This window comes from Streptomyces sp. NPDC001380 (assembly GCF_042895785.1).
GTDB lineage: Bacteria > Actinomycetota > Actinomycetes > Streptomycetales > Streptomycetaceae > Peterkaempfera.
Genome location: NZ_JBIAWP010000004.1, coordinates 1 through 14,249 on the forward strand (window position 1 = coordinate 1; position 14,249 = coordinate 14,249).

Below are 14,249 nucleotides of genomic sequence, written 5' to 3' on the forward strand. Positions count from 1 at the left end.
GACCGGGTGGGGGTGATGTACCTGGGGAAGATGGTCGAGATCGGCACGGACACCCAGATCTACGACCACCCCACGCACCCGTACACGCAGGCGCTGCTCTCGGCGGTGCCGGTGCCGGATCCGGAGGCGCGTGAGGGGCGGGAGCGGATCATCCTGCAGGGGGACGTGCCCTCGCCGGCGAACCCGCCGTCGGGCTGCCGGTTCCGCACCCGCTGCTGGAAGGCGCAGGAGCGGTGTGCGACCGAGGTGCCGCTGCTGGCGGTGCCCTCGACGCTGAAGGGCGAGGCGGCGCACGACTCGGCGTGCCACTTCGCCGAGGAGAAGGACGTCGTCCACGCCGCCTGAGATGCATGGTGGCACTCCGCCCGTGACGCGCCGCAGGGCCCGGACCGCAGCAGCGGCCCGGGCCCTGCGGCGTTCCCCGCTGTCAGGACGGACGGACGCTGGAACGGCGGAGTCCGCGTCCCCGGCCGGGGACGCGGACTCCGCCGTTGCGCGCGGTGCTACCGGATCACTTGGTGAAGCCGATGTCCTGGTACTTCAGGTCCGCGAACCCCTTGGCGCCCAGGTTGGCGAGGGTCTTCTTGGTGGCGAAGATGTCGGGGCGCTGGTACAGCGGGATCAGGCCGGCCTGGTCCCACACCAGCTTGTCGGCGGCGTTGAGGTCCGTGAGGGCCTGCGCAGGATCGATGTCGGCGGCCGCCTTGTCCATCGCGGCGTCGAGCTCGGGGCTGCCCACCCGGGTGTAGTTCTGCTGGATCTCGTCGCCCTTGGGGTTGACGTACAGCGACTTGCTCGACGAGGCCGCGAAGGGCGTGCCGATCCAGCTGAAGACGGTCAGGTCGAAGTTACCCGGGGTGACGTACTTGTCGAAGAAGGCGTCCAGCGGGACCGACTTGATGTTCAGCTTGATGCCGACGGCCTTGAGCATCGGCTGCATCAGCTTGCCCTCGTTGGCCGAGACGGAGACGTTGGCCGGGATGACCAGGTTGACCTCGAGGGTCTTGCCGTCCTTCTTGCGGAACTCGCCGTCCTGCTTCCAGCCGGCCGCGTCCAGGGCCGCCTTCGCCTTGGCAGGGTCGTACTGGCCGGTGTCGCCGGAGTTGTCCTGGTACCCCTTCTGGTTGTTGACCAGGAAGTGGTTGTTCAGCGGCTGGGCCGCCCAGTCCAGGCCCTGCAGGTCGGAGTTGGCGATCGCCTTGCGGTTGAGCGCCATGGAGATGGCCTTGCGCACGTTGACGTCACTGAGCATCGCGCTCTTGCCGTTCATCGTGACGTGGCGGTAGTTGGGACCGCCGGCCTTGAGGATCTGTCCGTCGGCAACCCCCTTGGCCTGCTTGTAGGCCGCCGGGTCCGGGCCGACGTCGAAGAAGTCGACCTCGCCGTTGGCGAAGGCGCCGGGAGTCGCGGAGGAATCCAGCGCGCGGTAGATGATCTTGTCGAGGATTGCCTTCTCGCCCCACCAGTTGTCGTCGCGGACGACGGTCAGCGTCTTGGCGGTCTTGTCGATGCCCTGGAACTTGAACGGGCCCGCGGTGATCGGGATCTTGCCCAGGTAGCCGTTGTTGAAGCCGTCCGGGGTGCTGTTGATCGAGGCCGGGTACAGCGGCGAGAACAGTGACTTCCAGTCGCCGAACGGGGACGAGAAGGTGACGATGACCTCCTGGTCGTCCTTGCCCTTCGCCACGCTGGTGATCAGCTCGTAGCCGGTGCTCGAGGAGATCTTGTACTTCTTGTCCTTGCCGTTCAGGGCCTTCCACTGGGCCTCGAAGTCCTTGTAGGACAGCGGCTTGCCGTCGGACCACTTGGCCTTCGGGTTGATGTGGTAGGTCACCACCTGCTTGCCCGAGCTGCTGTCGGCCTTGGCGTCGGTCAGGTAGTTCGGGTCGGGGGAGACGGTGCCGGTTGCGTCCGCGATCATCGTCACCGGCATCAGGGCGTGCTCGACGTCGAGGCCGTCGGAGAGCGTGCCGTCGATCTCGTTGTAGTTGAAGTTCTCGGCAATCTCGCCGAGCGGCCAGTTGAGGGTGCCGCCCTGCTTCAGCTGTGCCCGGTCCACGGGGTTGACGTTGTTGGCGTTCGACTTCGGCAGGGGCTTCGAGGAGCTGCTCGAACCCTTGCCGCCGTCGCCGCTGCTGCAGGCGGTGAGGCACAGCGCGGACGTGGCGATGGTGGCGACCAGCGCGAGGGAGACGCGGTTTCTCTGCAAGGGGTTCTCCAGGGGAGTGGTTGGGACGAACGGGTGGTCGGGTGATGCGGGCGGACTACACCACGGTCAGAGCAGCCGCGTAGTGGCAGGCTGCGGTGTGGTCCTCGCCGAGACCGCGCAGTGCGGGGTCCTCATCGCGGCAGCGGTTCTGCTCCGCCCCGGGGAGGGCGGCGAACTTGGGGCACCGGTTTCGGAACCGGCAGCCGTCCGGCACATCTGCCGGACTGGGCAGGTCACCGGTGAGCAGGATGCGCTTGCGCTCCCGCTCCTTGCGTGGGTCCGGCAGAGGCACCGCCGACAGCAGCGCCTGCGTGTACGGGTGTGACGGTGAGGCGAACACGGAGTCCGCCTCACCGAGCTCGACGATCCGGCCGAGGTACATCACGGCGATCCGGTCCGCAATGTGCCGGACCACGGACAGGTCGTGCGCAACGAAGAGGTAGCTCAGACCCATCCGGGACTTGAGCTCGTCCAGCAGGTTGAGCACGCCGGCCTGGATGGACACGTCCAGCGCCGAGACCGGCTCGTCCAGGATCACCAGCTTGGGCTCCAGGGCCAGGGCGCGGGCGATGCTGATCCGCTGCCGCTGGCCGCCGGAGAACTCGGAGGGGAACCGCTCGGCGTGGTCCGGGTTGAGCCCGACCAGGTCCAGCAGCTCGGGCACCCGAGCGGCGATGCGCTCCTTGCCCCAGCCGTGCGTCTTCAGCGGCTCGGCGAGGATGTCGCCCACCGGCATCCGGGCGTCCAGCGAGGCCATCGGGTCCTGGAAGACGACCTGCAGGTCGCGGCGGAGCGCCTTGCGCTCGCTGCCCTTCCGCAGCGAGCGGATGTCCTTGCCGAAGACGGTGACCGTGCCCGCCTGCCCGCTGGGCAGGTCCAGGATTTCCAGCAGGGTCGTGGTCTTGCCGCAGCCGGACTCGCCGACCAGGCCCAGCGTCTCGCCCTCGCGGATGTCGAAGCCGATGCCGTCCACCGCCCGCACGGTGCCCACCCGGCGCTTGAAGACGGCGCCCTTGAGCAGCGGGAAGTGCTTCACCAGGCCGTCCACGGAGAGCACGGTGGTGCGCTCCTCGCGCGGCAGCCGCTCCACCGCGGCGGCCGGGGGCAGCTCGGGAACGGGGTAGATGGCCGCGGGGTCGAGTGCGCCGCCGTCCTTCAGCTCGTGGCTCCGGTGGCAGGCGGTCGGGTGGCCGACACCTTCCCGGAGGACCAGCTCGGGCTCTGCCTCCCGGCAGTGGTCGACGGCGATGGGGCAGCGTGGGGCGAAGGGGCAGCCCGGAGGCAGCGCCACCATCGACGGCGGTGTCCCCTCGATGGGGGTGAGGGCGTGCTTCCCGGTCTCGTCCAGCCGCGGGATCGACTCCAGCAGGCCGATCGTGTAGGGCATCCGGGGCTGGTAGTAGACCTGATCCACGGTGCCCGCCTCGACGGGCTTGCCCGCGTACATCACCTGGACCCGGTCGGCGAAGCCGGCCACCACGCCCAGGTCGTGGGTGATCATCACGATGGCGGCGCCGGTGACCTCCTGGGCGGTCTTCAGCACCTCCAGCACCTGCGCCTGGATGGTGACGTCCAGGGCGGTGGTGGGCTCGTCCGCGATGATGACCGAGGGGTCGTTGGCGATGGCCATGGCGATCATCGCGCGCTGGCGCATGCCGCCCGAGAACTCGTGGGGGAAGGCGTCGACCCGGCGGTGCGGGTCCGGGATGCCCACCACGTCCAGCAGCTCGACGGCGCGCTTGCGCGCTGCGGCCTGGTCCATCTCCTGGTGGATCTGGAGGGCCTCGACGATCTGCGTGCCGATCGAGTAGACGGGGGTCAGCGCCGACAGCGGGTCCTGGAAGACCATGGCGACGTCCTTGCCGCGGATGGCGGACATCTCCCTGTCGCCGAGCCCCAGCAGCTCCCGGCCGTGCAGCTTGACGGACCCGCTCACCTGGGCGCTGTCCGGAAGCAGTCCGAGCACGGCCATGGAGGAGACCGACTTGCCGGAGCCGGACTCGCCGACGATGCCCAGCACCTCGCCGGGCCGCACCGCATAGGAGATGCCCCGGACCGCGCGGACCGGTCCGGCCTCGCTCGGGAAGCTCACGTGGAGGTCGGTGACCTCCAGTGCGGGAGCGGCGTCCGCGGACGCCGCCGGTCCCGGTCGGTGGAGCGTCTCGGTCACGGGGGTGGTTCCTTCCTTGCTCGTACCGGGCTGCGGTGCTGCGGTGCTGGGGTGGGTGTCGCGTGTCACGGTGTGCCCAGGACGTCGGAGGAGGAGGTGGCGGTGGGATTGGCGTCGGCGCCGGGGATCTCGTCGCCGCGGCGGTCGGCCTTGCGGTCGCGGCGCGGGGGCCTGGCCTTCGCGGTGCTGGAACTCGGGTCGAGCGCGTCCCGCAGGCCGTCCCCGATGAAGGCGATGGACAGGCCGATGAGGACCAGGCAGCCGGCGGGGAAGTAGAACAGCCAGGGGAACGACGGGGCGTCGGGGGTCCCCGAGGCGATGACCGTGCCCAGCGAGACGTCCGGGGTCTGCACGCCGAAGCCGAAGTACGACAGGCCGGTCTCACCGATGATCGCCGCGCTCACCTGGATGGTCGCGTCGATGATCAGCATGGAGGCCATCGAGGGCACGATGTGGCGGAAGATGATCACGAGGTCGGGTACGCCCATGTACTTGGCGGCCTTGACGAACTCCCGGTCCTTCAGCGTCATCGTCATGCTGCGGACCACGCGGCCGGTGATCATCCAGCTGAACGCCGCCAGCAGCACCACGAACAGCAGCCAGGTGGAGCCCTGGAAGACCGGGGAGAGCACCGCGATGATCAGGAAGCTCGGCATCACCAGCAGGAGGTCGACCACCCACATCAGGATGCGGTCCACCCAGCCGCCGAAGTACGCGGCGCTGGCCCCCACCAGGGCAGCCAGCACGGTGCAGATGATGCCGACCAGGATGCCGATCACCAGGGACTTCTGCATGCCGCGCGCCGTCATGGCGAAGAGGTCCGCACCCGCCTGGTCGGTTCCGAACCAGTGGGTCGCGGAGGGTGGCTGCTGGAAGGCGTCGAAGTCCAGTTCGTCATAGCCCCACTGGTAGAAGAGCGGTGCCACGTAAGCCATGAGGAACAGCAGGACCAGCAGGACCAGCCCGAAGAGGGCGGTCCGGTTGCGGCTGAAGCGGACAGCGGTGAGGCGGGCGCGGCTGGTGCGGCGGCGGGTCGGCGCGGCGCCGGCGGGTGCGGCGTCGGGCGCCGCGGGCTGCGTGGGCTGCGGGGTGGAGGTGACGGCCATCGGTGGCTCCTCGGTGCGCGTGTTCGGGATCGGCTCGTGCGGTGCGGGGTCAGCGCACGCGGACGCGCGGATCAAGGGCTGCGTACACCAGGTCGGAGAGGAGACCGGCGATCAGCACCAGTGCTGCGGTGAACATCCCGACGGCAGCGACCGCGTTGACGTCGTTGGTCTGGATCGAGCGCACGAGCCAGGAGCCCATGCCGTGCCAGCCGTAGATCGTCTCGGTGAAGGTGGCGCCGGTGAACAGGAGCACCACGTTGTAGACCAGGAGCGGCATCACCGGCAGGACCGCCGTGCGCAGCCCGTGCTTCATCAGCGCCTTGCGGCGGGACAGGCCCTTCGCGCGGGCCGTCCGCAGGAAGTCGCTGCCCAGCACGTCGAGCATGGTGCTGCGCTGGTACCGACTGTAGATGGCGATCTGGAGCACGATCAGGGTGAGACTGGGCAGCAGCAGGTGGTTGGCGCGGCTGACCAGGCTGGGCCAGAAGCCGCTCACCGAAGGGTCCTTCTCGCCGACGTACTCCAGGACCGTACTGCCCAGCAGGTCGTTGAAGTCGCGGGCCCACAGCTGGAGTGTCACCGCGATCACGAACACCGGCATCGCCAGGATGAAGAACGACGCCAGGGTCGCGGCCCGGTCCGACGCCCGGTACTGCCGGATCGCACCCCAGGCCCCCACCAGCACGCCGGCCACGGAGCCGATGACCGTCGCCAGCAGCAGCAGGCGGGCGCTGACACCGACGCGGCTGGTGAACTCCTCGTTCACCTGGCCGCCGGTCACCGTCCGGCCCAGGTCGCCCTCGGCCACACCCTCCGCCCAGTGGGCGAAACGCGTCACCACGGGCGTATCGGGATTGAGGTTGTACTCGTCGAGCGTGCTGGTGATCGAGGCGGCCGACGGCGGGGGGTTCCGGCCGGCGAAGTTCGAGCGGGGGTTCAGGCTCAGCGCTGCGAGGAAGTAGGTGAGGGAGGCGGCCACGATCACCAGGACCAGGTAGTTGGCCAACCGGCGCAGCAGGTACTGACCCAACGTGCTCTTCTCCCTCGTGCGGTCCAGTGCTGTCGCGGAGGCGGTCCGTCCCGGGACGGCGCGACCCGGGGGATGAGGGGTCCCGCGCGGTGGTGCGTGCTCTGGACGTCTCGCGTTCCGGACAGGTGGACGAAGACTGGCCGCTGTGGAACGGCTCGGGCACATCTTGCTGTTGCCGCAGCAGCGTTGTCGACAAGCCACTGATCAAAGATTGGTAACGCCGGGTGGATTCCCCGGCGCTTTGGCAAACGCTGAGGGCCGCTTCTCGGGCCGCTCGCGACGCAGTCCCGGGTCTTTCTGCGCGGCGGACGCCCTGTACGCCTCTGTCCGAATATCGAACGCAAGGGTGGTTGGATTGGCCAAGATCGGACAGCTTGACTGGATCCTGTCGCTCTTCGAACCTTTTCGGACTGAATCGACGGATCGATGCGGTTGTCCGCTCCGGGGTGCTTTCGGGCCTGCGGTCCGACCGCGTCCTGCATTGTGGCGGCATCGGAAATTGCCGGGGTGGCGGATTCCCGACAGGGTGGCCAATACTCGCCACCGACGTCGTCCCGCCACGCGTTCAGGCCGCTGTTTACACGCCGGTGACAAATCCCCGGAGGCGGATACGCCGGAGGCCGGACCCCGGTGGACGGGGTCCGGCCTCCGCGGAGCGGCCGGGGGTCAGCCGGCGGTCACGGGCAGGACGACGGTGCGCCCGGCGCCGGTCTTGTCCAGGGCCGAGGAGATGGCGTCCGCGACGTCCTTGACGGTCACCGGTCCGACGGTGGAGCCGTGCTTCATCTGCAGGCCCGTGAAGGCGCCCTTGATGCGCGACTCCAGGACGGACAGGTCGAACACCGGGACCACCCTGCCGCTCGCGTCGGGGGCGAGCCGCAGGGAGCGGGCGAACGTGGCGGGGCCGAACGGGACGCCCACCTGGTCGGCCTGGCCGCGCCGGACCCGGACGAAACCGCCCTGCACGACCTGCCGGCCCAGGCCCGCCGCGGCCGCCCGGAGGTCGGCGACGGAGGCCTTCGGCCGCGCGTCGGTGACCTGCAGCTCGATCGGGGCGGACGTCCGGCCCTGCGCCCGGGCCTCGTAGGCCCGCCGGACCGCTGCGGCGGCCGAGTCGACGTCGACGCTCCTGCCCGCCTTCGGCGGCACGACCACCGGCCTGCCGGAGGCGAACGACACGTACCCCTCCTTCGGGCCCTGGCCCGCCCGGCCCGCGAGCTGCTGCAGCGCGGCGCGGAGCTTGGGCAGGTCGATCCTGACCTCCGGCGCCACGGCCTTGGTGGCGCCGGTCAGCGAGCCGACGACGTCCACCGGGTTGTAGCTGTGCCGGGTGAGCCCGTCCACCGTGGCGGTGGTGTCGAAGTACAGGCCTGCCGTGGCCGGGTCCAGGGACACCTGCCGCCCGCCGATGCTGATCGGGACGGGCTGCCGGCCGATCCTCGCGACCGTGGAGTCCAGGGTGTGCACGGCCGCGTCACGGCTGCTGCCGCCGATGTCGGTGCCGAGCACGGTGGTGCCCTTGGGCACGTCGGCCTGGTTGAGCATCAGGCCCGCGCCGTAGGCGGCGCCGGCCGCGCAGACCAGGGCGCCCACCGCGTAGACCAGGAGCTTCTTCGCGCGACCGGGACGGCGCGGTGCGGAGGCGTCGTCCGCCGCCGCCCCGCCGTCGGCCGGGCCGGCCTCGGGCACGGGCACCGTGACCGGGGCCGGCCGGGACGCGCCCGCGGGACCGGGGCGGAAGTCCTCCTCGCGGAAGCCCGGGCCGAAGGGGTCCGCGGACGGCGCGGCCGGACCGCCGGCGAAGGGGTCGGCCGGGTGGCCCGCCGGGCCGCCGGCGAACGGGTCGGCGGCGGCCGGGAAGGCGGCGGTGGTCTCCTCCGGGCGCCCGCCGGCGACCGGGGGGAAGCCGCCGACGGCGGTGTCCCCCGGGGCGGCGTCCCCCGGTGCGGTGTTCCGCGGCCGGGTGTCCCGGCCCGGCCCGGCCGGGCCGGGGCCGAAGGGGTCGTCCCCGTGGTCGGGCCGGAAGCCGCCGCCGGGAGCGCCGCCGGGAGCGCCGCCCGCGGGGCGGCTGCGGACGCCGAGGCCGGGCGGGAACGGTCCGGCCGCGGGCCGCGGTGCGGGGCCGCCCGGGAAGGCGTCGCCGCCGGACCCCTGCTGGGGCGGCGGGGCGAAGGGCGACGCGGGCGCGCCGCCGGGCCGGGGGCCGCCGGGGCCCCGCCGGGGCGTGGCGCCCTCCGGGGCGGCGCCGCGGCCGGGCTCGGCCTGGTTGGGGCGTCCGGTGGTGCGCGGGGGCGCGAACGCCTCGTCGGGCGCCGGAGCGGACGGCGGGGGGACGGGCGCGCCCGCGCTCCGGCCGCCGTTCGGGGCCGACCCGTTCGGGGCGCTCCCGTTCGGGGTGCCCCGGGGCGGCGTGCTCGCGGGCGGCGTGCTTGCGGGCGGCGTGCTCGCGGGCGGGCCGTCCGCCCCGGGTCCGGACTTCCGGCGCGGCCGGAACCACTCGCCGGTGGCGTCGGGCGAGGCGGGCGCCTCCCCGCTCTCGGGGGTCTGCCACTCGGGCGGCAGGTCCGGCGGGGTGGAGGTGCGGTTCTCGGGGTCCATCACACCGAGCACCGGCGAGGCGGGCGCACCCGCCCGGCGCCGGGGCGCCGTGTCCTTCCCGTCGCCGGGGGCCGGCTGCTCGGCCGCCTCCCCGTCCTTCACGGGGCTGCGCACCACCACCGGCGGGATCGGCCGGGACCCGGGGATGTTGATGCGGATGCGCGTGGTGAGCGTGGTCTCGGTGCGGGGGCCGTCCTCGGCGGCGGGCTCCTCGGCGCCGCCCGCCGGGCCGGGCCCCCCGGTGCCGAAGCCGCCGTCCCGCAGGCTGTTGCCGCCGAAGCCGCCCGGCGCGCGGCCGTCGGCGCCGGTGACCTGCGGCACGCCGTAGGGGGGCGTGCCCGACGGATAGGCGTCCCCGCCCTTGCGACGGGGGCTCGGGGACGCGTTGTCAGTTTCGCGGCTGCTCAATGCTGCTCCGGGTTCGCCTCTGTCGCCCGCCGGGGGCTCCAGTCGCGGATGGTGGATCGACCTCCGTGCGGCGCACCGCACACAGGATCTGGTTGGCCGGCGCCGGCCCGCGGACCGGCCCCGCGGGGCACGGCCGGTACCTCCCGGCGTGCGTACCGCTGTCGGGAGTCTAGGGTCCTGCGGGCGACCCGCCGTTCGGGGGGCCGCCGCACCACCATACTGGGAACGCCGTGGTGGCGGTCCGGTTCCGATAGAACCCCTTTGGTCCGAATCGCGGCGTATGCACCTCCCTGCCCGGGCTGCTGACGCACCGTCGTCCGGTCGTCGTCCGGAGGGCCGGCTCCCGGCGGACACCACCGATGACGTCTCCCGGCGGCGGACGGTTCAGGGAGGACCGCCCCGGCGGGCCGGACGGCTCAGCGGCCGCCCGCGCGCCCGGCCCCGGAGCCCGGTTCGTACAGCGGGCGGGTCGGCAGGGTGGCGCAGATCACGCCCCCCACCGCCCCCGCGAAGAGGTACACGTACGACCCGATGCCGCTGGCGAGGACGAAGTCGCCCTCCGGCCGCGGGCTCATCAGCACCATCAGCGCGAGGAACCAGCCGGCCAGCGGGGCGCCCGCCCCGAGCTTCGTGGTGGTCAGCCGCAGCCCGCCGTAGAAGAGGCCCAGGGTCGCCGCCAGCGCCAGCAGCAGGCCGCCGGGGAACCAGAGCGACTGGGTGAAGGAGCCGGCCAGCGCGGTCACCGCCCCCACCGCCGTCAGGGCCGCGTAGGCGGCGGCCCGCGCGGCGCGCGGCGGGGGCGCCTCCGACAGCCGCTCGGAGCGCGAGCCGAGCACGGCGGCGACCCCCGACGGCCGGGGCCGCGGCGGTACCGGCAGCGGCCTGCCCGGGCGCGGGTCCTCCGGCATGGCGGGGCTCACCGGGTCTCCCCGGCGCGGGCGGAGGCGGCGCCCCGGCCGCTGTCCGGACCCGTGTCCAGGCCGGCGAAGAGGTCGTCCTCCCGGCCGTCGGCGACGCCGGGAACGCCGTGCACCAGCCGGTAGTACTCCACGGCCGGCATCGGCTGGCCCAGGTCGTTGGAGAGCGCGAAGAAGGGGCCGTCCACGGCGATCTGGGTGGCGTGCGCCGCCATGGCGGCGGCCTTCCGCGCCGCGTGCGCGGAGCCGTCCACCGCGGCGGTCACCAGGGCGTCGTCCACCACGCCGGGGACGTCGTCGGCGCTCGCGACCCCGGGGAAGGGGCTCTCCTTCCCCGCGGCGCGCAGCGCGGCGAAGCCGGCCTCCAGCACCGAGCGGGGCATGCAGTTCCAGTAGACCTTGGGGACCGCCCAGGCCGGGCCGAGGTCCGGCCGGAACGCCGGGTCGGCGGCCAGCGCATGGGCGCGCATGGCGACCCGGTGCGCCTGGATGTGGTCGGGGTGCCCGTAGCCGCCGTCCTCGTCGTACGTGACGAGCACCTGCGGCCGCACCTCGCGCACCACGGCGACCAGGTGGGCGGCGGCCTCGTCCACGTCGGCGCGCCAGAAGCAGCCGGGGCGGTCGTTGCTCGGCACGCCCATCATCCCGGAGTCCCGGTAGCGGCCCGGGCCGCCGAGGAAGCGGTGGTCGGTGACGCCGAGCTCCTTCATGGCGGCGGCCAGCTCGCCGGACCGGTGCGCGCCGAGGGTGTCGTCGCGGTCGGCGGCCAGGTGGGCGAGCTCCGGCGGGATGACCTCGCCCTCCTCGCCGAGCGTGCAGGTCACCAGGGTGACCAGGGCGCCCTCCGCGGCGTACCGGGCCATGGTGGCGCCGTTGCCGATCGACTCGTCGTCGGGGTGGGCGTGGACCAGCAGCAGCCGGCGGGGCGGGAGGTCGTCCGCGCCCGCACCGGCGGCGTCTTCGGTCGGGTCCGGCTGGTGCGGCAGGTCGCTCATGGGATCAGGGTAAGGGCGGCCCGCCGGGGCGGTGGACCGGTGGGTCCGTGCCGGGGCGCGGGGCCGGCTCAGGTCACAGCTTCAGTCCGTTGATCATGCCGGCCACGTTGCTGGTGACCTGCTGGATCGACGGGGCGATGGAACTGGACGCGAGGTAGAAGCCGAGCAGGGTGCACGCCAGTGCATGCCAGAACTTCAGGCCGGAGCGGCGGATCAGCAGTACCACGATGACCAGCAGCAGGATGGCTGCGGAGACCGTCAGGGCCATGGCGGTTCAACACCTCTCAGCGCGCCGCCGCCGGGGCGGCGGTCGGGACGGGCGGGACGGCGGGGACGGGTGCGACTGCGCGGCGGAGGCGGGACCCCGCCGCACCGGCTGGGGCCAACCGGCTATCCCTTCATACCCGATCGGTGAGCCCGCCATTACTTTCCGTCAGCCCGCATATGCCGGTGCACAGATGCACCGGCGGGGCGCACGCACCCCGGAACCCCGGTGCCCGGCGGGCTCCGGGCCCCTCCGGCGCCGGCTGCCGGGACGGCAGGACGACGGGCGCCCGTACTCCCTCCGGGTGGGGGCGCGGCGGCATAGGGTCACCCGTATGACCAAGGAGACCTCCTTCCCCCGCCAGTACTCGCGGACGCTGCGCTACACCCTCGGCGCACCGCGCTCCTTCACGGTCTCGCCGGACGGTGCGCGGGTCGCGTTCCTGCGCTCCCGCTCCGGCACCGACCGGGCGAACCTGCTGTGGGTGCTGGACACCGCCACCGGCCGCGAGCGCGCCGCGGCCGACCCGGCGGAGCTGCTGGGCGGCGGCGGGGAGGACCTCTCCCCGGCCGAGCGGGCCCGCCGCGAGCGCACCCGCGAGGGGTCCGCCGGGATCGTCGGCTACGCCGTGGACGCCGACGCCGCGCTGGCCGCCTTCGCCCTCTCCGGGCGGCTCTTCACCGCGCCGCTGGCGCACGGCGCCGGGGAGGCCGGGGGCGGCGGCGCCCGCGAGATCCTGGTCACCGGACCCGTCCTCGACCCCCGCCCGTCCCCCGACGGCCGCCACATCGCCTACGCCACCACCCGCGGCGACCTCCGCGTGGTCACCTCCGACGGGGAGACCGACCGGGCCCTCGCCGAGCCCGACGCCGACGGGGTGACCTGGGGTCAGGCCGAGTTCGTCGCCCAGGAGGAGATGGACCGCGGCCGCGGCTTCTGGTGGGCGCCCGAGGGCGGCCGGCTGCTCGCGGCCCGCGTCGACGACACCCCCGTGCAGCGCTGGTGGATCGCCGACCCCGCCCACCCGGCCGCCGCGCCCGCCGAGGTCGCCTACCCGGCGGCCGGCACCCCCAACGCCGAGGTCTCCCTCGCCGTCCTCGGCCTCGACGGCTCCCGCACCGACGTCACCTGGGACCGCGCCCGGTACCCCTACCTCGCCCGCGTCCACTGGTCGGCCGGCGGCCCGCCGCTCCTCCTCGTCCAGGCCCGCGACCAGCGCAGCCAGCTCGTGCTCGCCCTCGACCCGGACACCGGCGCCACCCGCACCCTCCACGTCGACGAGGACCCGGTCTGGCTCGACCTCTTCCCCGGCGTGCCCGCCTGGACCCCCGACGGCCGCCTGGTGCGGATCGCCGACGAGGGCGGCGCCCGCGTCCTCGCCGTCGGCGACCGGGTGCTCACCGGCGCCGCCCTGCACGTCCGGGCGGTTCTCGACGTCGGCCCCGACGACGTGCTCGTCACCGCCTCGGCCGGCGAGGGGGCCGCCGACCCCGAACTCGGCGAGGTGCACGTGCTGCGGGTCGGCCCCGCGGGCGCCGTCCGCGTCTCCGGGCGGCCCGGGCACCACTCCGCGGTCCGCTCCGGGGACGTGACCGTGCTCTCCTCCGCCGCCCTGGACCGCCCCGGCAGCCGCGTCCGGGTGCTGCGCGGCGCCGAGCCGGTGGCCGAGATCGCCTCGTACGCCGAGACCCCGGTCATCGGTACCGGCGTGCGGCTGGTCGCGGCGGGCAAGCGGCGCATCCCGTGCGCGGTGCTGCTGCCCGACGGGTACGACCGCGACCGGGACGGGCTGCTGCCGGTCCTGATGGACCCCTACGGCGGCCCGCACGGCCAGCGCGTCGTCGCCGCCCGCAACGCCCACCTCACCTCGCAGTGGTTCGCCGACCAGGGCTTCGCCGTCGTCGTCGCCGACGGCCGCGGCACGCCCGGCCACAGCCCCGCCTGGGAGAAGGCCATCGCCTTCGACATGGCCGGCGTGACCCTGGACGACCAGGTGGAGGCGGTGCAGGCGCTCGCCGAGGAGTTCCCGCTGGACCTCGGCCGGGTCGCGATCCGCGGCTGGTCCTACGGCGGCTACCTCGCGGCCCTCGCCGTGCTGCGCCGCCCCGACGTCTTCCACGCCGCCGTCGCCGGAGCCCCCGTCACCGACTGGCGGCTGTACGACACCCACTACACCGAGCGCTACCTCGGCCACCCCGACGAGCGGCCCGAGGTGTACGACGCGCACGCGCTGGCCGCCGACGCGGCGGAGCTGAGCCGCCCGCTGATGCTCGTCCACGGCCTGGCCGACGACAACGTGGTGGCCGCGCACACCCTGCGGTTCTCCTCCGCGCTGCTGGAGGCGGGCCGCCCGCACACCGTGCTGCCGCTGTCGGGCGTCACCCACATGACGCCCCAGGAGCAGGTGGCCGAGAACCTGCTGCTGCTCCAGGTGGACTTCCTGCGCAGGTCGCTGGGCCTCTGAGGCCCCGGGGCCCGCGGCCCGCGCCGCGCGGTGCGCCCGGCCCGGCCGCCCCGCGCGGCCGGGCCGGACGCCCGGAGCGCGGGGCAC

At 73.6% G+C, this 14,249-nt stretch carries 10 protein-coding genes; 2 read left to right on the forward strand and 8 right to left on the reverse strand.

Translation table 11 applies throughout. From position 1 onward, the window contains the following. Positions 1–345 (forward strand): oligopeptide/dipeptide ABC transporter ATP-binding protein (locus ACFY07_RS06575; protein ID WP_390867681.1); only part of this gene is annotated, 345 nt, incomplete at its 5' end. Positions 346–511: 166 nt separating this feature from the next. Here the strand turns inward: ACFY07_RS06575 and ACFY07_RS06580 are convergent. From ACFY07_RS06580 to ACFY07_RS06615, 8 genes are all read right to left on the reverse strand, one after another. Continuing rightward, positions 512–2,209, reverse strand: a complete 1,698-nt coding sequence (locus tag ACFY07_RS06580) for an ABC transporter family substrate-binding protein (RefSeq protein ID WP_390867682.1) — start codon at positions 2,207–2,209, stop codon at positions 512–514. Between the two features lie 55 nt (positions 2,210–2,264). Continuing rightward, positions 2,265–4,379 carry a dipeptide ABC transporter ATP-binding protein gene (locus ACFY07_RS06585; RefSeq protein WP_390867683.1) on the reverse strand — a complete coding sequence of 705 codons (2,115 nt, stop codon included), beginning with the start codon at positions 4,377–4,379 and terminating at the stop codon, positions 2,265–2,267. 65 nt (positions 4,380–4,444) lie between these two features. After that, positions 4,445–5,485 carry an ABC transporter permease gene (locus tag ACFY07_RS06590; protein WP_390867684.1) on the reverse strand — a complete coding sequence of 347 codons (1,041 nt, stop codon included), beginning with the start codon at positions 5,483–5,485 and terminating at the stop codon, positions 4,445–4,447. A 49-nt stretch (positions 5,486–5,534) separates the two neighbouring features. Continuing rightward, complete coding sequence (locus ACFY07_RS06595) at positions 5,535–6,515, reverse strand: ABC transporter permease (protein ID WP_390867685.1); 981 nt, start codon at positions 6,513–6,515, stop codon at positions 5,535–5,537. Between the two features lie 666 nt (positions 6,516–7,181). Further along, on the reverse strand, positions 7,182–9,521 hold the full coding sequence (locus tag ACFY07_RS06600; RefSeq protein ID WP_390867686.1) for a peptidoglycan binding domain-containing protein: 2,340 nt from the start codon (positions 9,519–9,521) through the stop codon (positions 7,182–7,184). A 416-nt stretch (positions 9,522–9,937) separates the two neighbouring features. Then, positions 9,938–10,441 carry a DUF6113 family protein gene (locus ACFY07_RS06605; RefSeq protein ID WP_390867687.1) on the reverse strand — a complete coding sequence of 168 codons (504 nt, stop codon included), beginning with the start codon at positions 10,439–10,441 and terminating at the stop codon, positions 9,938–9,940. Then, positions 10,438–11,433 carry an N-acetyl-1-D-myo-inositol-2-amino-2-deoxy-alpha-D-glucopyranoside deacetylase gene (mshB, locus tag ACFY07_RS06610; RefSeq protein WP_390867688.1) on the reverse strand — a complete coding sequence of 332 codons (996 nt, stop codon included), beginning with the start codon at positions 11,431–11,433 and terminating at the stop codon, positions 10,438–10,440. The genes ACFY07_RS06605 and mshB overlap by 4 nt, the downstream gene beginning before the upstream one ends. Before the next feature lie 73 nt (positions 11,434–11,506). Beyond that, positions 11,507–11,701, reverse strand: a complete 195-nt coding sequence (locus ACFY07_RS06615) for a DUF2304 family protein (RefSeq protein ID WP_230746924.1) — start codon at positions 11,699–11,701, stop codon at positions 11,507–11,509. 331 nt (positions 11,702–12,032) lie between these two features. On the opposite strand from ACFY07_RS06615, the gene ACFY07_RS06620 reads away from it, so the two are divergent. Beyond that, positions 12,033–14,162 (forward strand): alpha/beta fold hydrolase, encoded by a 2,130-nt coding sequence (locus ACFY07_RS06620; protein ID WP_390867690.1) that lies wholly within the window; start codon positions 12,033–12,035, stop codon positions 14,160–14,162. Positions 14,163–14,249: the final 87 nt, after the last annotated feature.